The organism is Cylindrospermum stagnale PCC 7417 (assembly GCF_000317535.1).
In the GTDB taxonomy this organism is placed as follows: Bacteria; Cyanobacteriota; Cyanobacteriia; order Cyanobacteriales; family Nostocaceae; genus Cylindrospermum; species Cylindrospermum stagnale.
On the sequence record NC_019757.1, the window covers coordinates 4,397,658 to 4,420,740 of the forward strand.

General features: G+C 44.0%; 22 protein-coding genes. 6 read left to right on the forward strand and 16 right to left on the reverse strand.

Features of this window, described 5'->3' with window-relative positions:
- Positions 1-3: 3 nt before the first annotated feature.
- From CYLST_RS18445 to CYLST_RS18455, 3 genes are all read right to left on the reverse strand, one after another.
- On the reverse strand, positions 4-1,980 hold the full coding sequence (locus CYLST_RS18445; RefSeq protein WP_015209238.1) for an ATP-binding protein: 1,977 nt from the start codon (positions 1,978-1,980) through the stop codon (positions 4-6).
- Positions 1,967-2,317, reverse strand: coding sequence for a hypothetical protein (locus tag CYLST_RS18450; RefSeq protein ID WP_015209239.1), 351 nt, complete (start codon positions 2,315-2,317; stop codon positions 1,967-1,969). Before CYLST_RS18450 ends, CYLST_RS18445 begins: the two co-directional genes overlap by 14 nt.
- A gap of 447 nt (positions 2,318-2,764) precedes the next feature.
- Positions 2,765-3,433 carry a cadmium resistance transporter gene (locus CYLST_RS18455; RefSeq protein ID WP_015209242.1) on the reverse strand — a complete coding sequence of 223 codons (669 nt, stop codon included), beginning with the start codon at positions 3,431-3,433 and terminating at the stop codon, positions 2,765-2,767.
- A 382-nt stretch (positions 3,434-3,815) separates the two neighbouring features.
- On the opposite strand from CYLST_RS18455, the gene CYLST_RS18460 reads away from it, so the two are divergent.
- Complete coding sequence (locus CYLST_RS18460) at positions 3,816-4,934, forward strand: aliphatic sulfonate ABC transporter substrate-binding protein (protein WP_216595221.1); 1,119 nt, start codon at positions 3,816-3,818, stop codon at positions 4,932-4,934.
- A 295-nt stretch (positions 4,935-5,229) separates the two neighbouring features.
- Here CYLST_RS18460 and mnmE read toward each other — a convergent pair whose 3' ends face one another.
- Positions 5,230-6,621, reverse strand: coding sequence for a tRNA uridine-5-carboxymethylaminomethyl(34) synthesis GTPase MnmE (gene mnmE, locus CYLST_RS18465; protein WP_015209244.1), 1,392 nt, complete (start codon positions 6,619-6,621; stop codon positions 5,230-5,232).
- Positions 6,622-6,764: 143 nt separating this feature from the next.
- Here mnmE and CYLST_RS18470 point away from each other — a divergent pair, with 143 nt between their 5' ends.
- A complete protein-coding gene (locus CYLST_RS18470) occupies positions 6,765-6,965 on the forward strand; it encodes a hypothetical protein (protein WP_015209245.1) in 201 nt (66 codons plus the stop codon).
- Here CYLST_RS18470 and CYLST_RS18475 read toward each other — a convergent pair.
- From CYLST_RS18475 to CYLST_RS18520, 10 genes are all read right to left on the reverse strand, one after another.
- A complete protein-coding gene (locus tag CYLST_RS18475; protein WP_015209246.1) occupies positions 6,962-7,672 on the reverse strand; it encodes a Uma2 family endonuclease in 711 nt (236 codons plus the stop codon). The genes CYLST_RS18470 and CYLST_RS18475 overlap by 4 nt on opposite strands.
- A gap of 54 nt (positions 7,673-7,726) precedes the next feature.
- Positions 7,727-8,530: a class I SAM-dependent methyltransferase gene (locus CYLST_RS18480; protein ID WP_041233729.1), complete on the reverse strand. Its 804-nt coding sequence runs from the start codon at positions 8,528-8,530 to the stop codon at positions 7,727-7,729.
- A gap of 15 nt (positions 8,531-8,545) precedes the next feature.
- Positions 8,546-10,192, reverse strand: a complete 1,647-nt coding sequence (locus tag CYLST_RS18485; RefSeq protein WP_015209248.1) for a mucoidy inhibitor MuiA family protein — start codon at positions 10,190-10,192, stop codon at positions 8,546-8,548.
- Between the two features lie 128 nt (positions 10,193-10,320).
- The gene (locus CYLST_RS18490; protein ID WP_015209249.1) at positions 10,321-11,247 is read right to left on the reverse strand and encodes a LysR family transcriptional regulator; all 927 of its coding nucleotides are present in this window, start codon (positions 11,245-11,247) and stop codon (positions 10,321-10,323) included.
- A gap of 176 nt (positions 11,248-11,423) precedes the next feature.
- Entirely contained in the window at positions 11,424-12,212 is a 789-nt protein-coding gene (gene ccmO, locus CYLST_RS18495; RefSeq protein ID WP_015209250.1) for a beta-carboxysome assembly protein CcmO, read from the reverse strand.
- A 72-nt stretch (positions 12,213-12,284) separates the two neighbouring features.
- Positions 12,285-13,049, reverse strand: a complete 765-nt coding sequence (gene ccmN / locus CYLST_RS18500; protein WP_015209251.1) for a beta-carboxysome scaffolding protein CcmN — start codon at positions 13,047-13,049, stop codon at positions 12,285-12,287.
- A 120-nt stretch (positions 13,050-13,169) separates the two neighbouring features.
- Positions 13,170-14,807, reverse strand: a complete 1,638-nt coding sequence (ccmM, locus tag CYLST_RS18505) for a beta-carboxysome scaffolding protein CcmM (protein WP_015209252.1) — start codon at positions 14,805-14,807, stop codon at positions 13,170-13,172.
- A 119-nt stretch (positions 14,808-14,926) separates the two neighbouring features.
- Entirely contained in the window at positions 14,927-15,229 is a 303-nt protein-coding gene (gene ccmL / locus CYLST_RS18510) for a beta-carboxysome shell vertex protein CcmL (protein ID WP_015209253.1), read from the reverse strand.
- Positions 15,230-15,235: 6 nt separating this feature from the next.
- Positions 15,236-15,580: a carbon dioxide-concentrating mechanism protein CcmK gene (locus tag CYLST_RS18515; protein ID WP_015209254.1), complete on the reverse strand. Its 345-nt coding sequence runs from the start codon at positions 15,578-15,580 to the stop codon at positions 15,236-15,238.
- A gap of 92 nt (positions 15,581-15,672) precedes the next feature.
- Positions 15,673-15,981 carry a carbon dioxide-concentrating mechanism protein CcmK gene (locus CYLST_RS18520; RefSeq protein WP_015209255.1) on the reverse strand — a complete coding sequence of 103 codons (309 nt, stop codon included), beginning with the start codon at positions 15,979-15,981 and terminating at the stop codon, positions 15,673-15,675.
- Between the two features lie 651 nt (positions 15,982-16,632).
- Here CYLST_RS18520 and CYLST_RS18525 point away from each other — a divergent pair.
- From CYLST_RS18525 to CYLST_RS18535, 3 genes are all read left to right on the forward strand, one after another.
- Complete coding sequence (locus CYLST_RS18525; RefSeq protein ID WP_015209256.1) at positions 16,633-18,489, forward strand: NAD(P)H-quinone oxidoreductase subunit F; 1,857 nt, start codon at positions 16,633-16,635, stop codon at positions 18,487-18,489.
- Between the two features lie 137 nt (positions 18,490-18,626).
- A complete protein-coding gene (locus tag CYLST_RS18530; RefSeq protein ID WP_015209257.1) occupies positions 18,627-20,129 on the forward strand; it encodes an NADH-quinone oxidoreductase subunit M in 1,503 nt (500 codons plus the stop codon).
- A gap of 164 nt (positions 20,130-20,293) precedes the next feature.
- On the forward strand, positions 20,294-21,424 hold the full coding sequence (locus CYLST_RS18535) for a CO2 hydration protein (protein WP_015209258.1): 1,131 nt from the start codon (positions 20,294-20,296) through the stop codon (positions 21,422-21,424).
- A gap of 129 nt (positions 21,425-21,553) precedes the next feature.
- Here the strand turns inward: CYLST_RS18535 and CYLST_RS18540 are convergent, their stop codons facing one another.
- Both CYLST_RS18540 and CYLST_RS18545 read right to left on the reverse strand, forming a co-directional pair.
- A complete protein-coding gene (locus CYLST_RS18540) occupies positions 21,554-21,805 on the reverse strand; it encodes a UPF0175 family protein (RefSeq protein ID WP_015209259.1) in 252 nt (83 codons plus the stop codon).
- 107 nt (positions 21,806-21,912) lie between these two features.
- Positions 21,913-22,698, reverse strand: coding sequence for a Uma2 family endonuclease (locus tag CYLST_RS18545; protein ID WP_015209260.1), 786 nt, complete (start codon positions 22,696-22,698; stop codon positions 21,913-21,915).
- Positions 22,699-22,821: 123 nt separating this feature from the next.
- Here CYLST_RS18545 and CYLST_RS18550 point away from each other — a divergent pair, with 123 nt between their 5' ends.
- Entirely contained in the window at positions 22,822-23,082 is a 261-nt protein-coding gene (locus CYLST_RS18550; protein ID WP_015209261.1) for a CopG family ribbon-helix-helix protein, read from the forward strand.
- The last annotated feature ends 1 nt before the right edge of the window (position 23,083 follow it).

Here is a 23,083-nt window from a genome sequence, read left to right on the forward strand (position 1 = left end):
TCCTTAGTGGTCGATGTGGGTAGGGTTAGGACAATAAAACCAAGACAACAAGGTGGCGTAAAGCTTTAACGAAATTGGGCTACGTTGAAACATCTGGTAAATTTGCTCAGGTGATGCAGCGCCAATGTTTGGACTCTGGGCTGAAAGTCGCTGAATCAGTTGATGATGGCGGTGAAGCAGCTCCGTCGGTTTGAGCATTGGAGTTGTTGAGGGAATGAAGCCGTCGGCATCGGGACTGGGGGCTGATTCGGTTGTGGAAGCGGCGATCGCCATCTTCGGGTCAGAGAAGCTGAAATTGTGATTTTCAACAGCGTCCACCACTGAACAAGTCACTGGAATCTGAATCCAAAATTCTGTCCCTTCACCTGGTTGGGAACGACATTTGAGAATTCCCTGGTGTCTGTTCACAATAATTTGGTAGCTAATAGCCATGCCCAACCCGGTGCCTTTGCCAACATCTTTCGTAGTGAAGAAGGGATCGTAAATGTGTCGGATTACTTCCTCTTTCATACCCGGCCCGTTGTCGGCAATGCGAATCACTACCCACTGGTTGTCGAGGACTTCGGTGCGAATAGTGATTTGCGCCGGAGGGGGGGATATTTCTTCATTGCCGATTCTCTCCTCTAGGGCATCAATGGCATTTGCCAGGATGTTCATAAACACCTGATTCAACTGTCCGGGGTAGCATTCAATCAGGGGAAGCTTTGCATAGTCTTTAACGATTTCAATTTCCGGTCTGTGAATAGCCGCTTTCAGGCGATGTTGAAGAATCATCAGCGTCCCGTCGATGCCATCGTGAATTTTGACGGCTTTCATTTGGGCTTCGTCATGGCGGGAGAAGTTTTTCAGCGATTGGACAATTTCCACAATCCGATCAGTGCCTACCTTCATCGAATTCAGCAGTTTGGGTAGATCTTGGATGATAAATTCCAGATCGATATTGTCTAGCTCTAATTGCAGATCTGGCGGAGCAACAGGTAAGAATTTTTGATAGTGTTGCAGTAGGTGCAACAAGTCTTTGGCGTACTCGGCAACATACCGCAAATTTCCGCAAATAAAGTTAATTGGGTTGTTGATTTCGTGGGCTACTCCGGCGATGAGTTGCCCCAAACTCGACATTTTCTCGCTTTGGATTAATTGGGTTTGTGCCAGTTGCAACTCATGGAGAGCTTGTTGAAGCTTTTCTGTCTGAGCTTTTGCCTGGGTGGCTGCATGAGTGCTTTGCTCGTAAAGTAAAGCTTTTTCAATAGCGATCGCACTTTGAGAGGCAAAGATACCCACGAGCTTGAGGTGTTCAGCTTTGTAGGCGTCGGTTTTGGACGAGCCAATAGCGATCGCTCCTAAAACCCGTTCTTTTGCTTTCAACGGTACACAAATCAAAGATTTGACGTTTTTCTCTCCCCATAATCGAGAATCGGCTTGCACATCATTGATCAATTCTGCCCGACCGGATTGCACAATGTTGCCAATGATTCCCCTACACGGTTCCGGCTGATTTTGGTCACAAAACATCCCAAATTCGGCAATGATTTCAAATGCAGTTGCATCTGGACTCAGGAGCAAAATCATCCCCGCTGATGATTCAATCGATTGACTCATTTCCTGAAGCACGAGTTGGGCAATCTGTCGCGTATCCAAACTTGTTGTCAGTTGAGTTGAGATATCCTCAAACAAATCAATTTCCTGGTATCGTTCCAGCAATTCTTTCGCGAGTTCTCTCTTCTCAGCTTCCTGTTTTGCCAAAAACGAAAGCAAAGTCGCTATTAGCGTTGCCTTTTCTCCCCCAACAACCCAACCGATTATTTCTTCTGACACCTCAATTGGATATCTGTTTGGTGAAGTTTGCTCCCCAATGCTCATCAGTTTTGTGCCGTCTACCAGTTCAACATCAATCGCCATATTTAAATGCTGTACTAAGTCCTGAAGCAGAGACGGCAACTCTTTTTTGTGAAGAATCTTTCTCAGGCTAACTGCGGACATGAAACACCTCATCCAGAGCAGGTAGCAAATTAACCGCATTCAAACCAATCGGCTGATTAATCTTTTGCATTCCTTGCAGTCGTATCTGTTGATCAAGCTTTGTATTTTCTAGAGATGCGGCTTGAGTGCAGAACAGGTTGAGGATTTCGACGCCTAGGCTTTGCCCGTTGCAGACATCCCGGATAAATGCTTGTGTAGACTGTTGGATGTCAACGGGTAATTGGTCAGCATAGCTAACTGCTAAATAGACCAAGGTTCGACTTTCAGAGTAAAACTCTTCGATGATCAGATAGCTATCTATTCGCCTAGCATCTCTGGAAAAAATAGAAATTATCATAAAAAGCTAGTAATAAAATAATTTACTAATAAGATTAATATTCCCAGAAAGCTTGGCGCTCTCTATTAGTTGCATATTTCGTAATAAAAACCAGAGTAAGCGGATCTATGCTTGCTGTGTTTGCACTGAATATACTTACAACAAACGGCACTATTGAGCCAAATTACACTGAAGTTAAGGAAATTAAGCTTTATCCAGATAATTAAAGAGCGATCGCGCTTTATATATTAAGTAAAAAGGCATAAATAAAAATAACCGTGTAAAGAAATTTGAAATAGTCTAAAACCCTTTTAATTTATGTCTTTTGCAATAGTGCAAGACAGCCTAATCTCAACGACAAATATTTACGCCTACCTATTTACACAGCCTATCCTGCGGCGATCGCTATCGGTGGACGTTCCGCGTCATCGCCTAAACTTGCATGAAAATTTACCACCTGAAAACCCGTCAAGTTTTGGGGAGAAAAATCCGATAAGATTCGCTGTCTACCAGAATTCTGAAACCCAGCCACATTAGAACGAAGGGGAAAATCTTGCTAGCATAACGGCTGAGTATCAAAGCGATACCAGGTAAACGAGTCAGATTATAGGACATAAACAGCCAGCAAAAAACAATGAAATAGCAAACTGGTACGATCACAGCGAGATTTTGGATTGAGCTAGTGGCAAACAGGGGGATATAGATGCCAAGATTGTTGCCGCCGTTGGCAATTGTGACCGAGGAGACGCGATAGGTCTGGGGATCGCGGATTACGTCCCAGAGCGATCGCTTTCTGGAATCAAATCCTCGAAATTTAGAGTTTCTTTTCAGATTGGCTGATTTATCTTCGGCTGAGTCATCCTTATTCAGGTTGAGCAAATTGTTCAAGCCAATGAGTATCGGCAGAATCCCCAGTAAACCAGTCCAAGTTGATGGAATTGCTAGACCCAGTAAGAAACCAAGTAAGCTTACTATTACTAATGCTGTGAACCCTAGAATCTCACCAACTACAACATGTTGAGGACGAAAAGTCCGATTGACCTCACTGAAGAAGGCAGTCAAATAAATATTGTCATCAAATGTTGTTGCCACAGCCGCAGCTAGCCCAATCTTAATTGTTGCAATTAACCAATCCATCACTATTCCTCACTCAACACCTATCTGATGACCAAAACTAGCGATCGCGTAGCGGTGCGGATGCACTATCGCTCAACCTTTGTAGAAAATCCGCACAATATCGATATGATAATGTGAGTATCGCATATTGGGTGTAACAACGGAGCAAGTTTGGTAGTTTATATATCAAGTGGTGCTTTGACTTTATCCCCCATCTTCAATTCATCCGGCAATTTGCATCACCTAATTTATCAAAGGAGTCATTATGATTAGCCGTTTGATTGACCTTCTGCCTAGATGCACAGGTCAAAATATCTTACGGTCGCTCAGATCAGCGACTTGTAGATCGGCTACCTACAGGTTTGCAGTTCGATTTTGCATCGGACTTGTCTCGGTTTTGGTCTTGCCTCTAGTTTTTGACGGTCATGCTATTGCTGCTTCTAAATCTGGTAATCAGTTCCAACTATCCAAAAGCTCCACAATCCAGTTACTGGAAACCGTGGGATTGTTTATGGGGGGGATAATTTTCTGTGTAATTTTGGATCGCTGGTTTTCTCAGCGTTCTGCTCAATCTAGCAACACGCCTTTAGCAGAGCAAGCGCGGCGGCTCAAGCAACTCAAAATTGGATATCCAGAGGGGATGACAAATCTGGAAGTTCTCCGGACTCAAGGCTTGCTGGAAACGCGTTTGCGACCTTATGGGCTGATTGTCACCTGGACAAGCTTTTTATCAGCCTCTTCTCTGATAGAAGCACTTAGCAACGGGACGATTGACTTCTGCGGCGGTGGTGGCACAGCCAGCATCTTCTCTCAAGCGGCGGATCATGTATTTGTCCGGGTGGCGAAAGAAAAATATACCGCTCCCAAAGGTCAAGCGATTCTGGTGCCAGAAGATTCGCCGATTCAGACACTAGCAGACCTGAAGGGCAAAAAGATCGCTTTTGACAAAGGCTCAAGCGCACATTATATACTTGTGCGATCGCTGGCAAAAGTCGGTCTAGATTTTAGTGACATCGAGCCAGTTTATCTGACACAACCGGAGGCGCTGCCCCAATTCCGCCGAGGTGAAATCGATGCTTGGGTGATTTGGGTTCCCTACACAGCAACTCTTGCCCGAAGCGCTTACCCTGGGCGATCAATTACAGACCTAGAGAGCATATTTGGTGACAAAACCTCCGTGGAAGTTCCCACTTATTACTACGCGATTCCAGAACTGGTACGCGACTATCCCGACTTGCTTAAGGTGATTTTAGAAGAGGTAAACGAAGCTGGAACTTGGGCTAAGAAACAGGAATTAGAAGCCGTTCAACGATTGGCTAAACACCATGAAATTGATCCATCCATCGTAGAAGTTTTACAGAAACATAGCGGCGAACGCGCCATCATTCCGATTGACGACCAATCGCTCGATGCTCTACAGCATCAGGCAAATATATTTAGAGATTTAAATCTGATTCCTGAGTGGGTGAATGTGAAAGATGGAACCTATAGTTTGCAGACCAAGCAAAACTGGACTTATTAGCCCTCTTCTGTTACTTTCCGGGAGGGCAATCTCTGAAAGCCTGATCAACCAATCAATCCAACCTATCCTATTAGAAAAAAATGGGTGTTGTATTTGTTATTAGAAAGAAATTGTGCAATCGCTTGGTAGATAAAAGCTCTAGAATTCAGAAATGGCAAATGTTTTCGGAGAGTGACAGCAGAGGGCTAATATGCTCTCCCAAAAGCCGAAAATTACCAATTATCGTTGATTCATATCGTGTCAAATTTGTATACTGCGTAAGTCCTAATATAGTAAAATGTTGTATTAATCTGGGCTATTTACCAATACAGAACCTACTGAAAATCCGATCCAAAACAGATTCTGTCACTTCTTCTCCGGTGATTTCTCCTAGTGACTGAATCGCACCTCGTAAGTCAATCGTCCAAAAGTCTAATGGTAACTGATCGGTAATTGTCGCTTGCACTTGCTCTAAAGAAATCTTCGCTTTTGTTAACGCTGCGGCTTGCCTTTGGTTAATCGCTAAATCCATATCAGCAGCTTGAACTTTTCCAGTTTGTACTATTTCTAAAATAGCCGTTTCTAAGCCATCAATTCCTTGATTTTGTGACGCTGATGTGGTAACAATTTGGTTAATTGTTTTGGGATATTCCCAGGATGTAATCAAAGCTGTTTGCACAAGATCAATTTTGTTAATAACTAAAATTAACGGACGGTGTTGCACCTGTGTATAAATCTCTTCATCGCCTTGAGTCCAACCATCTGCGGCGTCGATGGTGAGCAAGACTAAATCAGCTGCATTAGCTGCACGGCGCGATCGCTCAACGCCGATTTTTTCTACTTGATCTACAGTTTCCCGAATCCCCGCTGTATCTAGTACCTGCACGGGAATTCCCGCCACAACTAGCTGAGATTCCACCACATCGCGGGTTGTACCGGGTAAGTCTGTAACGATCGCGCGATCGCTCTGACTCCAAGCATTCAACAAGCTGGATTTCCCCACATTCGGACGCCCGACAATCGCCACTTTTAACCCTGTGCGGAGCAGTTCGCCTTTGTCTTTAGTTGCCAATAACTTGGTAATATCTGCGGCAATTTTGTCGATTTCTGATATGATGGAATTGATATGCAATGGTGGCAAATCTTCTTCAAAGTCTATCCGAGCTTCAATTTCTGCCAAGATATCCAAACAGTTAGCGCGTAACTGACGGATCGGATGAGCTAACTTCCCCTGCAACCCAGCTAAAGCAGTTTGAGCCGCTTGAGGCGATCGCGCTCCCACTAAATCGGCAATACTTTCGGCTTGAGTTAAATCCAATCGCCCATTCAAAAACGCCCGCAGGGTAAACTCTCCCGGTTGGGCTAATCGCGCACCACCTTCTAAACACAGTTGCAACACCTGTTGCACCGCCATAATTCCCCCGTGACAATGGAACTCCACCACATCTTCACGGGTGTAAGAGCGGGGAGCTTTCATAATCAGCAACAAAGCTTCATCTACGATTTCTTGTGTTTGGGGATGGCGGATATAACCGTAAAGAATCCGGTGACTTTCCCAAACTTGACGCCCTGGTGCGTCAAACAGAGTTTGAGCGATCGCCATTGCATGGAACCCAGAAACCCGCACAATCCCCACGCTACCTTGTTGAGGGACAATAGCAGTTGCGATCGCCGCGATAGTTCCAGTATTAGCCAACAGTTCCGACATGAGCGCCCTTTTCAACAAGACATTGCATCGATAATGCCTAGCTTAACTAAATGGTAGGTATTTGGACTAATAGGAGGGCAATTCACAAGGTAAAATTTACTTGGAGGGTAAAAGCGCCCTAAGTAGAAAGAGAGGAATTTACTGTGGAGCAGAAGATTGACTGCGCTGTAGCCTGTGTCAATGGCTGCGTTTTAGGGGATAAATGCCCTAATACCGAGTTTAGAACGGAAGCCTCAAAGTTTATTGAAGAGACTTCCTTAGACAAAATGCTGGAGTTAGCAGAAGAACGACTGCGGAAAAGAATGACGGAACCACCAAAATGGATTCTTCCTGAAGATTCCTAAATAGCATCTGGATCAATATTTAATTCTCGCAATTTTGCCGCCAAGCGTTCAGCGCGTTGCTTTTCCTGTTCAGCGCGTTGCTTTTCCTGTTCAGCACGTTGCTTTTCCTGTTCAGCCACTTCTTTCGGTGTCGGAACTAACTCTCCAACAGCCGTGAAAAAGCGTAAACTATCTTGATCAACACCCAAAAATAACTCTAGCTGCTGACTCCATAACCAGCCTTGGGGATTAGGTTCTAAAGGTTGATACTTACCAGCTACCAAGACAAACCCAGCAAATTCTAAGTTATTTGGCTCAAACCAAAAGTATTCTGGTGTGCGAAACGTATCTTGGTAAATTTGCTTTTTCAAATTCCTGTCTGTTGCGGCTGTGGAATCTGATAGCACTTCAATAATCACATTCGGATACTTACCATCTTCTTCCCAGACAGCCCAACTTTTACGCGGTTTGCGTTCAGTCCCCAGCACCACGAAAAAATCAGGCCCCCTAAAATATTCTGATTTTAGCTGGCGTGGACTGTAGTAAATTGTAATATTGCCAGACGCATAGAAATCATGACGATTTTGCCACAACCACTCAAGGCATTGGATGAGGAGCGTCATTTGTAACCGATGCAAATCACTTTCCAAAGGCGGTTCGTCACTATATAAATCCCCTGGGGGAAATATAACATCTTTTGGGATTGGTAAATCTTGGGCGACAGTCATGGCAGCAAGTGTCTCAGTCCTATAAGTTTAGCCTAGCAGTTTGCTATGGCAAACTCATTTGTGAGCTAGCACAAAGAAGGCTGCAATCTCATACCAAACTCCTTGATCAGTCACTAAACGCTCCATTTCTGCTGTGTATTCAGCTTGTAATAGCTCTAATTGCGTCTGTGATAGCAGCTGGAGCGAATTTCCTCTAGGATAGAAACCACCTCCATTCCACAACATTCTGCGATCGCTAAGGCTAAGATACTCACCGAATTGTTCTGTCTTCACCTCAATGTGATCAAACCCTGCTTGTTGTAAAAGCTGATAACACTTGGAAGGAGTACCTAGCGGTTCGTTAATATGTTGCAACGAAATACCAAATAATTTTGAGCAGACTTTTTTTTGAATATCTGCCATAAAAGATGTTTCAGAAAAGCAAGAAAAGGCAACGATTCCACCTTTCTTCAGAAACCGATACCAATTTTGTAAAGCATTAGAAATATCAGTCAGATATACGAGTGCTGAAGAACAAAAAATTATATCAAAACTTTCGTCTTGGAAATCTAGAAAATCTGCATCTGCCTCCATGAGTTCAATATTCTGTAATCCTGCTGTTTCAATCTTTTGTCTAGCTTGGTTGAGCATTCCCGCAGAAATATCCACACCCAAGACATAACCTTCTGAACCAACTTGCTGTGCCGCAGCAATCGCAATCAAACCAGTTCCAGTAGCAACATCAAGAATTCTCTGTCCCGAATGAAGTGATAAGCATTCGAGTAGACGATTAGCGAGACGTGGATGAAATTTACCTTCTTGATCGTAGGCAGTTCTGAGATTGAAAAATTTAGTTACTTGCTGCTTGTAATTATTCATCACTGGAATTGACATCTAAATATCTAATCCTACCACCGTTAACTCAGGCGGATGCTCAACAGTAAACTGGTAATATATCTCTCGTTTTTCCTGCGGTGGCAGAGTTAACCCCCATGCCAAAATACCCATTTCACCCAGTTGAATTTGTGGGTTGCCTTGGGTGAGACGCACCTTAATTTCTTCGTTGCGGCTAACTGGCAATTGTTCAGTTAATTTCAGATGAGTTTCTAAATTGAGCAAATTAGTAATTACCAACCGATAACCATAAGTAATGCGGCGTTGTTTGCTCATCAGTTTTTTGTCAACCTGACGCTCAACTAAGTTACGCTCAATTTTCAAACCTTCGTCAATTCCTAAGTTAAGTTTGAATTCTTGTCCTGGTGCAATATTCTCTAGTTCAGTTGTACCGACAAATGTATTGTCCCGAAAAATATTCGCCTTACCTGGTAATAAAGTCGCACCATCGGGACTATTTTTTACCTTAGCTTGTAAATAAGCAAAGCTTACCAAGCGTGGCATTGCTACATACTCAAATTTACAAGGATAATCATCATTAAATATTGTCGTTTTATGGGGTGTACCATCACTCTTGATGTTACCGCCGCTATTTAATTTAAAGGTGACTACACCCCCTTCCTTGGATACTTCAGCAACAACAGTTTCCGCTGCGATGAAATTTTCCTCTGCTACTTCGTCTTCTGCTTCCCAGCTTCCTTCACCACCAGGCGCAGACTTAGCCATCATCGCAGGCGCAGGTGGAAGCATCACTTCTCGACGTCGTCCTATTAATGGCTGTGGAGTGCTGATATACCAAGGTTGAAGTTTTGGCGGGATTGTACCTAATCCTGGTTTGGCTGTAGAAAGAGTAAGCGCTACACCCAACCAATCTTCGCCGGTACTTTGGGTAACTTCTGCGAGGTAGCTCAGATGCACGATATCTCTGATGCTATCAACCCGCAAGTCATAAAGCGGACTCCAACTAGCGCGGTTAACCACATAAGAAACCTCTAGCTCAAACTCACCTGCATCTGCGACTTCAACTGCCACAATTAAGCTGAGGCTTTCTTGGAGATGGGGTGTTTGGATATTTTGCAATGCAATGCGGAGTGCTTGTAACTGCTTATCTAGTTCTTGCTGTTGGGTTTTACACTCCCCAGAAGCGATCGCATATTCACTATATTGGCTACCGAGAAAATTGAGGAAATCCAACGTTTCACTCAGGCTGATATTTTTCCGCGCTAGACTCTGAGAAAAGGTCTGCTCTGTCTTTTCCCGTAAGCCGACGATAAAACTAGATTGCAATGCCAAAGCTTCTACTTGAGCTTGCAGGTGGCGAATTTCTGCTTCTAGTTGCTGAATTTGCCGCGTCAACTGTGCTACTCTCTCGGCAATGGGTTCGGTAAAATAAGTGCGTAGGCGTAGCCCGTCGGAGACATCGCAACTCACCCCCAGCAAGCGCACCCCTACCGTACCCGTACCGCTTACCCTCACAGACTCAGTTTCTACAGTCATCGGCAGCGGTGTAATCACTAACTCCCGTTCGAGTCCTGTTAAAGACACTACACCCCGCCGTGTAACTAAGGCTTTGTCAGCATATACTGTCACAGCGACAATCTGACTTTCTACTGTTTTGCACCAAGATGATTTTTCCGGGTTAACCACTTCCCGTCTTCCCCCATTTTTATTTAATGGTTCCGCTGGTTAATTTTTAATGGTTCCTGGTTCAGCCGTCAAGCTACTGGCTATTTTGTATCCAAAAAAGGAGGCAATAGGCAATAGCCTCTTCCTCACTAACGATTTACCTTAGAAATAACGGTGTCTAGCGCCGCAATGTCCTTTACCGCCTCTAGTAGATATTCGTAATAGGCACGAGCAACAATAGATAACTGTTTGCCAGATGGATAAACCATGTACCAATTTCGCGGAATGGGGAAGTGTTGGACATCCAAAATGCTGAACTCTAACGTATCTGTCAATAAGGTATGACGAGATAAAACAGAAATTCCTAAACCGCCGACGATTGCCTGTTTAATTGCCTCGTTACTCCCCAATTCCAGCTTAACTTTTACCTTCACTCCATGTTCATCGAAGAGACTTTGGGTAGCACGACGTGTGCCTGAACCAGGTTCTCGCATAATAAAAGGTTCATCGGTTAGGCGTTGTATGGGGATATTTTTTTCCTGGGACAGCGGATGATTAATAGGTGCAAAAACTACCAAGGGATTTTCTAAAAATGGCTCAAAAGTGACATCAGTATTTTCTGGAACTTGACTCATAACATACAAGTCATCCATATTACTGGCCATTCTCTCCAAAATCCCTTCATGGTTAGTTACTTGCAGCGAAATATCAATTCCTGGGTAAAGTTGGCAAAACCGCCCTAACAAGCGCGGTATAAAATATTTTGCTGTTGTAATTACTGCCAAGCGTAATTGTCCCTGTTTTAGCCCTTTTAATTCTGCTACCTTCATTTCAAATTGGGCTATAGTTTCAAAAATCTGGCGGCAAGTTACAGATAATTCGCGCCCAGCCTCCGTCAGATACAAGCGCTTCCCCACCTGCTCAAATAATGGCAACCCTACCGATTTTGTGAGTTGCTTGATTTGCATCGATACGGTTGGTTGGGTGAGAAACAATTCCTCAGCGGCGCGAGTAAAGCTGCTGTGCCGTGCCGCCGCCTCGAAAACCTTCAATTGGTGCAGCGTCGCTTGGTTCAAGAGTGATACTCCTCTAATAGCTAAAACGATTCATAGATATATATTTAGTATCACTGAACACTAGGAAATCTTAGGGAATTACTCATTAAAAATTTAGAGTTTTAGTATAGATAAAACTCTATGACCGCTATTAGAAGATGGGTATTGGACTTATGGAGAAGATTCACTGCAATCGATCATTGATCATTCCATAATTCTTCCGGAACTTTTACAGGTAAGGTAGCTAAATCTGGCAGCTTTAGCACCTCTAGTTCGGCAACTTGCTCCTTAATATTGACTGGCAAGTTTAATGGTTGACGTTCTTCTATCCAGCAACTTGCTAGGGGTAAGGTTTGCTCCAAATCCTCCAGTGGTCGAGGAATTACCATAACGGCATTCAACTCCCCAATGCGTTCTGCTTCAAACATCCCCGCTTCTACTGCTACGGCAACATTTGCGACAGAGCCACGAATGATGGCTGTACACAAACCCGCCCCAATCTTTTCATAAGCGGCTAAATGGACATTAGCGGATTTGAGCATCGCATCACAGGCGCCAACCATCGCCGGAAATCCCCGCGTTTCCACTAGACCAATTGCTTGATTACTCAGGCGGCTGTAATTACCTTCCTGCATGATTTGATTGAGGCGGTTGGTAATTGGCAGCACCACCTCAAGATTGGGATAAGGCCGGGGAATCACCAAGCTAGAAACCAACTGACCAAACTGTTCAGCAGTTTGCACACCAGCTTCTACAGCCAGACGCACATCAGCAATTCCACCTCGAACGATAGCAGTACAGTGACCGCCACCAATTTTTTCATACCCAACCAAGTGAACACCAGCCGATTTCAGCATCATGTCCGCTGTGCCAACTATTGCTGGAAAGCTGCGGGTGGACACTAAACCCAAGGCAGTATCCTTGTAGTCGTCTCGAAGACGGGATGCCTGGATGGTACTAATAGACCGTTGATTATATGTCTCCATACTATCCAGGATACTCACAAAACTGGCAACTTACCAAAAAGTGCAGTTTCTGTACAAGCCCCTCTAATAGATTTAGCTTGGATTGTTGTGAGAGTTTGAGTCGTTCAAGGGTTGCCTATGGGGAAACAATGTGGACAACAACCTTTCTATGCTTCCTTGCCCATAAATTTGCGCCCCGAAAATATTAGGTTCAGCATCAGACTGATTGGGTTCTGAGTCCTGAATACTGACTAATGTAGACCCTTTCTGGGTATCTTCCCTGAGGCTGGAGTCAGCAGTCTTGGTATCTACCCCATCAGGAGCAGATTGGCTCCCAGTGACGGGATTCGACTTGGAGGAGAAAGTAGACTGGTATTTTAATTCCACAAAGGCTGACGCCGAGATATTAGTTGAGGAAATCACCTGGGGATTTTCCTCCGGCTCCTCAGTATTTGTAGAAGTGGAGTTAGTGGCGGATGGTTCTAGTTGTTTTGGTTCACCAATCTGCCGACTGGTGTCACCCAAAATTGAACCAGGTGGAACTACTTGGCCTGCTTCAACAGAACAGTGGAAAACTGTTGTCGCTGAACCGATGCAAGCATTTGTACCGATTTTGCCGTTACCAACCATCAAAAAACCGGCTCCCAGGTTTGCTCCTGCTTCTACTTCGAGGATGCCTTCATGGACTTGGAGAATTGTTCCCATGCCAATACAGACCCCTGGGCCGATAATAATTTTGCTGTTTACAGCCGCTTGGAGAATCACCCCTGGTGCAAGTACTGCACTCTCGTGAATAGTCACCTCGCCACTAATATAAGAATTAAAGTTGTTGCTGAGGCGCAGTGGCGGCACAGGCATGAGATTTGTCACCTCGGAAGCCGGAAAAAATTTGATTGGTAATTGGTAATTGATAGTTCTTGGTGATTAGGTTTCTCATTGCCCATTACCAATTACCCATTCATTACCCATTACCTATTACTATGGGCGTTGGATAATTGTTTCCAATACCCGGCGCTTCGCTTTGGGGTCAACACCAATTAGCCGCACATATTCCCCTTGATATTCAGCGAGGTACGATTCTAAAATGGCGATCGCTTCTCTGTCAGATGTGGTTTGAATTTGACCACAGCTAGCCCAAGAACCCATCCGGAACCGCCGCTGGTCTACGTGTTCGGCACTAATTTTATTCCCACTAGCTAATAGTTGCCGCAGCTGATCCACTACTTCAGAACTTAATTTGGTACTACCAACTGATGCCCTTTCAGATGATTTACTAGCAACTGCTTTGGGACTACCAGATGAAGCTACCTGACCATTGGGTCGTTGGATAATGCTTTCTAATACCCGCCGCTTGGCTTTGGTATCAATGCCAATTAACCGCACATACTCGCCTTGATGGCTTTCTATACAATTTTCTAAAGCAGAAATAACTTCATTGATCGAAGTTCCTTCAACTGGCTGGCAACTAGTCCAAGAACCCGTGCGGAAACGCCGCTCATCTACGTGTTCCATGCCTATTTTGTAGCCACCTGCCAAGAGTTGGCGGATTTGGTCTACAGTTTCAGTACTGATTTTGGCGCTACTAGCGCCGTTGCCGCTGCCGTTACCGTTATAACTGCCATTGGACTGACTCCCAGGAGCTTTAAAGCTGGCTGTTGTTGCCACCACACCATCGGGACGTTGGACGATGGTTTCTAACACCCGCCGTCTACCGTTGTCAATGCCAAACAAACGGACATACTCGCCACTATGGTCTGCTAAACAACTTTCTAAAGCTGCGACCGCCTCCCTGACTGATCTCGGTTCAATCGGCTGACAACTAGTCCAAGAACCTGTCCGAAACCGTCTTTGGTCTACGTGTTCTGTACCAATTTTATACCCTTGCTCTAATAAATAGCGCAACTGCTCTACCGTTTCTGCACCCAAACTCTTGCTCGCCACTTCACTACTCCTTTCCAATTCTTCAACCGTAATACTTGTATAAGATTTAGCTATTTCATCCCGAATGGGTGCAATACACTTGCTATCCGCAGCACAGCGATAACCAGATCGCAATGCCTGATTAATTCCAACCACATGATGAGCAAATGCTCCATCCTGCTCTTGGACATCTGACAAGCGGTCTGCTTGCTGCTGATTAGTAATGATCGCTCCCGAAGGCACATACTTACCTGGGGGAATTTCTACATCTTGAATTAAGGCGTGCATCATCACGATGCAACCTGCACCCACCCTGGCATTAAATACCGTAGAGCGAAAGCCAATAAAAGAATCATCCCCTACATAAGCTGGCCCATGAATGAGAGCCATGTGGGTAATTGAAGCATTCTTACCAACCCATACCGAGTAGAGATTTTCATCATCCCCAATTACTCGGCCTTGCTCCAACCCATGAATGACCACACCATCTTGAATATTGGTGTTTTCACCGATATAAAAAGGCGTACCTTCATCCGCTCTAATCGAAGTCCCTGGAGCAACGATTACATTCGCACCTATCAGCACATCCCCGATAATGTTGGCCGAAGAGTGTACAAAAGCGGTTGGTTGGATCTGGGGTTCAGCTAAACTCCTTGACCAAGGGGTTGGGGGTGCCGCCGTGCTGCGGACTACCATCGCGAGATTCCTCCTGAAATAAGCTTTTTGTCAGATGTTCAGTTGTCATTTGTCAGTCGTCATTTGTCAGTTGACAACTAGTGACCAATGACTAATGACTAATGACTAATGACCATTGACTATCGATACTGGTCTTTTTTGCTGTAAATGACGCGATCTTCGACGTGAATGGTATCTATGATCGCCACTACTGCTGCATCCAACGGCCGTTGTTCATTGCCCAGCACTTGACGAGCGGCACTACCACGACTGACAAGTACCCACTCATCCACTCCCGCACCAACAATATCTGCTGCTACTTCATACTCTGGCAGGATGTTTCCGTTTTCATCTACTAATTGCAACAGCAGTAGTTTGACACCTCTAAGACTGGGATCTTTTTGGGTGCTGACTACTGTGCCACGAACTTTGGCGACTTGCATTAATCTTTACGGTCTTCTACCGAAAGGACGAATCGCGTTCACATTTTCCCGGAATTGTTCTACATCTTCTGTATAACGAATTGGTAGGACGTATTCCAAGTTTTCGTGAGGACGAGCAATGATATGGGTAGACAACACCTGTCCACCGTTGACTCGCTTCACTGATTCCACACCTGCGGCCACGGAAGCTTGTACTTCCGAAACGTCACCTCGAACGATGACTGTAACCCGACCGCTACCGATTTTTTCGTAGCCTACCAAGGTAACGCGAGCAGCTTTCACCATCGCATCAGCGGCTTCCACCACTGCTGGAAAGCCTAACGTTTCAAGCATTCCGACTGCAATTGACATTAGTTCTCATCCTTAAATTAAGTTTCTAGACAAGCGACGAAACTCAGGCTTCAATTAGCCAAAGAGTGTTAATTACTTCGTTTAAACTACTTTTAGGTGCGGAACTGTTCCACAGCTTCTGTATAACGAATCGGCAAGACGTATTCGAGGTTTTCGTGAGGACGGGCAATGATGTGAGTGGATAACACTTCACCACCATTTACTCTTCTGGCCGCTTCAACGCCAGCTGCTACTGAGGCTTGCACCTCAGATACATCTCCCCGGACAATCACGGTAACGCGAGCGCTACCGATTTTTTCGTAGCCTACCAAGGTAACGCGAGCAGCTTTCACCATCGCATCAGCAGCTTCTACAACTGCTGGAAAGCCCTTTGTTTCAATCATACCAACTGCAATTGGCATCGCAGAACTCCTAAAGTTGAATCCGATCAGTACTGTGGGTCGGAAATTTTGACGGGGAGAGCTTTATCTTATGAGCTAAGAAAACACTTCCAAATTAAGCATAGGAAAGCTTTGCATCCCTGGCAATATAAATTACTATAGTTTGTAATAAGAAAGTTTTAAGAAAGTTAACAATTTTTAATACGACCTGCTACGCGATCAAAGTTTACGGATTCCTAGAGTGGCCGCTTATGCTTTATAATTTCTTTATTACATTTAAAAAACGAGATTCATAACCAAGGGTAATCCTGTCTAGCAAGGGATGAGCGGGGGCTGTATAGGCTGCTGTCTCTGTCTTTCCTGAAGTTTTGCCGTTTGCACAAGGACTAGATGAAAAATATATAATTTTTCCAAATATATCGTATAAAGTTCTTTGCTAAAGTGTAGAAATACAAATCTCTAACCAAAGATGATATAAGAGAAGTAAATGCCTTTAAGTATGTAACGTTATATTTTTTTTTAAATTTAATAGGGTAAGCTAAAGTAAAAATGCTTATTCAATTTTAGTGTCAAAATAGTTAAAAAAACCTAGTTTCCGGGAATTTTTTTTTAGTAGATGCTTTTTTTAGGCTATTTAAAAAAAATCAGGCTGAGTTGTCAAGGGAATTTTAAATGAATCAGTTTCTATTTTTAACAAGTTGGTTTGTGCCTTTTTATAGCTTATTAGGCGCAGTTTTAACCTTGCCGTGGGGAATGGGAATAATTCAACGTACAGGGCCAAGACCTGCGGCATACTTCAATTTGTTGACGACTATCTTAGCTTTTTTCCATAGCCTGTTTGTATTTAAAGATATCTGGGACAAAGATCCAGAAAGCTTGGTGATTACCTGGTTCCAAGCTGCGGATTTTAAATTATCTTTTGCTCTAGAACTTTCGCCAGTGAGTATTGGGGCAATAGTTTTAATTACGGGATTAAGTCTGTTGGCCCAAATTTATGCCCTGGGCTATATGGAAAAGGACTGGTCGTTGGCACGGTTTTTCGCGCTGATCGGATTTTTTGAAGCGGCGCTGAGTGGTTTAGCTATGAGTGACTCCTTGTTTCTCAGTTACGCTTTATTGGAAGTCTTGACCCTTTCCACTTACTTGCTGGTGGGATTTTGGTATGCTCAACCGCTAGTGGTGACGGCGGCGCGGGATGCTTTTTGGACTAAGCGGGTGGGAGATTTGTTACTTTTAATGGGTGTGGTGGCTCTCTCTAACTTAGCCGGCAGTCTGGATTTTTCCGATTTATCTGAGTGGGCGCAAACGGCTAACTTAAGTCCTGTGACATCAACGTTATTATGTTTGGCTTTGATTGCTGGGCCTGCTGGTAAATGCGCCCAATTTCCTTTGCATCTGTGGTTAGATGAGGCGATGGAAGGGCCTAACCCGGCGTCGGTGATGCGGAATTCCCTGGTGGTAGCTGGTGGTGCTTACATACTGTATAAAATTCAGCCATTGTTAGCGTTGTCGCCGATAGCGTTGAATGCTTTGGTAGTTATGGGTACGGTGACGGCGGTGGGTGCAACATTAGTATCAATCGCCCAAATTGATATTAAGCGATCGCTATCTCATTCCACCAGTGCCTACATGGGATTAGTCTTTTTGGCAATGGGATTGCAGCAAGGCGGTGTGGCCTTGATGTTATTGTTAACCCATGCGATCGCTAAAGCACTGTTATTTATGAGTTCTGGGTCGATTATCTACACTACCCAAAGTCAAGATTTAACAGAAATGGGCGGTCTGTGGTCACGGATGCCAGCCACCACCACCGCCTTTATTGTCGGTTCGGCGGGGATGGTGACACTGTTACCACTAGGAAGCTTTTGGGCAATGTTGGCATGGGCTGATGGCTTGGTGAGGATTAGCCCTTGGGTAATCGTGGTTTTAATATTAGTCAATGGCTTAACAGCACTGAATTTGACCAGAGTATTTCGATTAGTCTTTTGGGGTAAACCGCAACCGAAGACCCGCCGCGCCCCAGAAGTTGGTTGGCAAATGGCATTTCCAATGGTGGCTCTGACTGTGCTGACGCTGCTATTACCCCTAATGCTACAACAATGGTACTTGCTACCCGGTTGGGAAAGCATTGATTGGTATGTGCTGATATCGTTGCTGGCTTCTACTATTCTGGGGGTTGGTATTGGTTCAACAATTTATCTGCACAAAGCTTGGTCAAGATCCAGAATCCTTTCCTGGAGATTTATTCAGGACTTGTTAGGTTATGATTTTTACATTGACCGAGTTTATCGCCTAACGGTTGTGAGTGCTGTAGCACTGCTGTCTAAGATTTCTGCTTGGAGCGATCGCTATTTGGTTGATGGTCTAGTAAACTTGGTAGGATTTGCCGCTATTTTCAGTGGGCAAACTTTAAAATACAGCATTTCTGGTCAATCCCAAGGCTATATGTTAACCATCCTCGTGGTAATTAGCGTCCTGGGTTTTTTCATTAGCTGGTCATTGGGACTCCTAGATAAATTGCCTTTCTAGTAGTGCTGAAGTAGTCGCTGCACTTCAATGCAAAAATCAAAGTGAAAAATTTAAAGTAAAAATCTAGTTTTTTTTGAATTTTGAATTTTGAATTTTGAATTCATTTTTCTCCTCTTGCCCCTTCACGATTTGTGCTTATGCTGAGTACGTTGATTTTGCTGCCATTAATTGGTGCGGCGTTAATCGGTTTCTGGCCTTCTGAGATCAATGGGAAACTCTCTCGTGGGATAGCTTTGGTCTTTGCCAGTGTCAATTTTTTGTTGACAATTGTCCTAGCAATTCAGTTCAATCCAGCGTCCATCAGTCAACAGTTCGCCGAGTCCCTCCCCTGGATCGATGCCCTAGGCTTAAATTATAATCTAGGGGTAGATGGCTTATCTTTGCCATTATTGCTTTTGAATGGACTGTTGACTTGCATCGCCATTTATAGCAGCGACCAAGCTCTTCAACGTCCTAGATTTTATTACTCTTTAATCCTACTTTTAAGTGCTGGGGTGACAGGAGCTTTTCTGGCACAGGACTTACTGCTATTTTTCCTATTTTACGAATTGGAATTGATTCCCCTGTATTTGTTAATAGCTATCTGGGGTGGTGCAAAGCGGGGTTATGCCGCGACAAAATTTCTCATTTATACTGCTGTTTCCGGAATCCTGCTTTTAGCCAGTTTCTTGGGGATGGTTTGGCTGAGTGGTTCTCATAGCTTTGCGATCGCCACTTTGAATGCCACGACTTTACCTTTAGCGACACAAATTTTACTCCTAGGGGGGCTGTTGGTGGGTTTTGGGATCAAAATTCCCTTGGTTCCCTTCCATACTTGGTTACCAGATGCTCACGTAGAAGCTTCTACACCGATTTCTGTGCTGTTGGCTGGGGTATTGTTGAAATTGGGGACTTACGGCTTACTGCGGTTTGGGATGAACTTGTTGCCCGAAGCTTGGGCATATCTAGCACCGTGGTTGGCAACTTGGGCTGTAGTTAGCGTATTGTATGGTGCATCTTGCGCGATCGCCCAAACCGATATGAAGAAAATGGTAGCTTACAGTTCCATTGGGCACATGGGCTATGTACTGTTAGCAGCAGCAGCAGCTACACCTTTAAGCGTTTTGGGTGCTGTGATGCAGATGATTAGCCATGGCTTGATTTCTGCAATGCTGTTTTTGTTAGTTGGGGTTGTGTATAAAAAAGCTGGTAGCCGCGATTTAAATGTTATTCAAGGACTACTGAATCCAGAACGGGGTTTACCTGTAATTGGCAGCTTGATGGTTATGGGAGTCATGGCCAGCGCTGGCATACCGGGAATGGTAGGATTTATTTCCGAATTCATTGTTTTTCGGGGCAGTTTTGCCGTATTTCCGGTGCAAACCTTGCTATCGATGATTGGTACAGGCTTAACTGCGGTTTACTTCTTAATTCTCCTCAACCGTGCCTTTTTTGGGCGTTTGTCGACACAAGTCACCAACTTGCCACGGGTATATTGGAGCGATCGCGCCCCAGCAATGATTTTAGCAGTGCTGATTGTCATTTTCGGCATCCAACCCGCTTGGTTAGTTTACTGGACTGAACCAACCATCACAGCAATGGTTAATGTCCAAAATGTAGTAGCAACAGTATCTTTAGATAAGCCAAAAAGCAAAATCTAAATGATAGGTAATTGGTAATTGGTAATTGGTAATTGGTAATTGGTAATTGGTAATTGGTAATTGGTAATTGGTAATCATAACTTTCATAACCTGCTTCAATCACCAATTACCAAGCCCTAATAGCCAATCAAAAATTCCTAGAATAAATATTTGGAGAATTGGTAATGGCAACCACTAAAAAAAAGCGAGTTAATAATACTTTATCTGAATATATTCAACGCCTGCAAACTGGAGAGGCATTACTCTCTGATACACCGCAAAATGTGTTGGAAGTAGTAGGAATTCTCAAAAGCTATGGCGTAGTTTTAGATGCTTATTCAAAAAATCTCAACTATATTGCTGAAAAACAATTTTTAGTATTTTTCCCCTTCTTTAAATACTTCAATGGCGAAATCTCTTTCCAAAAATTACTACGTCATTGGTGGCATGACAGAATTAATTTTGAATATGCCGAATATTGCATGAAAAGCATGATGTGGCATGGTGGTGGCGGACTAGATGCATATTTGGACACAAAGGAATTTCAAGAAAGAGCGCAAGCCGTTATTGCTGCTAAATTTAAAAATAATCCCTTAGTTCTGGGACTGAATCAACTATTTCCAGACTTTTTAATTGAATTTGTGCGCGTCTCTGCTTACTACACAGGATTAGGTCAATTTTGGCGGGTAATGGCTGATATGTTTCTCAGCTTATCAGACCGTTATGATCAAGGCGAAATCAAATCGATTCCCCAAGTTGTAGAACATATTAAAACGGGTTTAGTAGCAAATGCTGTCAATCCAATTACCTACGAGGTCAAAATTGCCGATAAGGTCTATGAAATTATTCCTAAATCAGTTGGTTTAACCTTTTTAGCAGATACAGCAATTCCTTATGTAGAGGCGGTATTTTTTCGGGGAACTCCTTTTTTGGGAACAGTTTCTCTCAACGCCCAAGCTTATCAAGTTTCCCCAGATCAATCTCGCTTTCAATATGGTGCATTATATGCTGACCCTTTACCCATTGGTAGCGCCGGCATTCCTCCCACTTTGTTAATGCAGGATATGCGCCATTATCTACCAGAGTATCTGCATGAAATCTATCGTCGCAGTCCTCGGGGTGAAGATGATTTGCGGGTACAGATTTGTATGAGTTTCCAAAAATCGATGTTTTGCGTTACAACAGCGACGATTTTGGGACTGATGCCTTATGCGTTGGATACCCAAGATATAGATGAGCAAACAACTAATCTAGTCTATTTACAAAAATGGATGGAACGGTTAAAAACTTCGCGGATATTGGATGTAAATAAATAGCTGACTTGTCTCCTGCAAATGTAGAGACGTTGCATACAACGTCTCTACTCTCCTGGGTTTCCGAGGTTTTGATGTTAATAAGGATACTTTTAAAATATCCTCTAAGCAGAAGCATTAATTACAGGTGATTCAGCCTCTTTCTAATTGCAGTCGTAAGTCAGCAAAGTCAACATTAAAGGTATTGACTTGTTCACTCTTCAGGGCGAGGAGAAAATCTTTTTGGTCTAAATCTGCGAGACTAGCTGCTTTCTCTTGGGAAATTTCACCACGTTTATACCAGTGAATAGCCCCAGCAAGCCGCAACTCACGGACAAACTCATCAGGTGACAGGTGCAAGGCAGAAAAAGTTTCTGCGGGTAGCTCTAAGCTAAAAGTTGCCATAAACTATATCCAATGTGAAAGCCGATCATAGACCTCACTCTTTCAATTGTAGCGTTTAGCGAAAGGGTGGGGAGACGCATCTTTTAGCCAAAATCCAAACAAAAATATTACGCCTCTGGTTCAATGCCAAGTGCCTTCAACTGTGCAGTTAGGCGATCGCTTTTTTGGCGTTCCATTTCCGCTCTTTGGCGTTCCATTTCCGCTCTTTGGCGTTCCATTTCCGCCCTTTGTCTTTCCTGTTCGGCTCTTTCGTCACCTGTCAACAACAAATTGCCTTGCAAATCCCACCACCGCAACCACGGTAATTCTGCATTCTGATATTCTCCCTGCCATAAACCTAACTCAACTCCCAAGGGATTAATGGGATAATGTCCCCGTTCATTTGCTGGTAATAACTGATATTGTCCTTCTATCAGGTGATAGACTTCTACGCTGGCTTTATTCACTTCATAAATGCCATAAAAAGCTGGATGAATCACCTGCTCATAAATCCAAAATTTACCCGTCCAAGGAGTTTTATCTCTCTCTTCGCTGCCATTTCCAGAAACAAATTCTAAGACAATTAATGGAGCGATGTATTCTTGCCAAAGCACATAAGAGCGGCGCATTTGCCCATTTAAGGTAGGTGGTACATTGGGTACATAGAACCAGTCAGGAGCTTCTGCACCGCGTTCTGGGGGGTCGGTAATGCGCCAGTAGATACCGCTATCTTGACCTATGCAATATTGCCCGTCAGGGTGGCGTTTTTGCAATACTGGTTTAATGGAATCGGTTAGGAGGATGCTTTGGGGATGTTCTTGGAAGTTTTTCACGAAAGTTCCGTCAGACTCTGGAAGTTGCGTATGGTCTGGGAGGGTGGTTCCAGAGGTGGGGGGATTGCTGGTAAAGGTCATATACCCTCGCGCTAGATGAGGTTTGTCTTAGTTTAGCAAGCGATCGCTTGTGGTTGAAAGTTGATGAATAGTGAATTATCTTGAAAATAATGCAATGTATTATTGTGCATTATAGGTGATTTCATGAGTACCACGAGTTTTCGGCTTGATGATGACTTGCAAGAGAAACTTGATACCACTGCTAACCGTCTCAAGCGTTCTAAGGGTTGGATAATCAATGACGCTTTACGTCAGTATATTGAGCAGGAAGAGCGTAAACAGCAGATGTTAGAAGAGACTCAAGATGCGCTCGCGGATATTGAAGCGGGTCGTGTAGTATCAGGAGAAGATGTGATGAAGTGGCTAGAGACTTGGGGAACTGCTGCTGAAACCAAGGCTCCTTAAT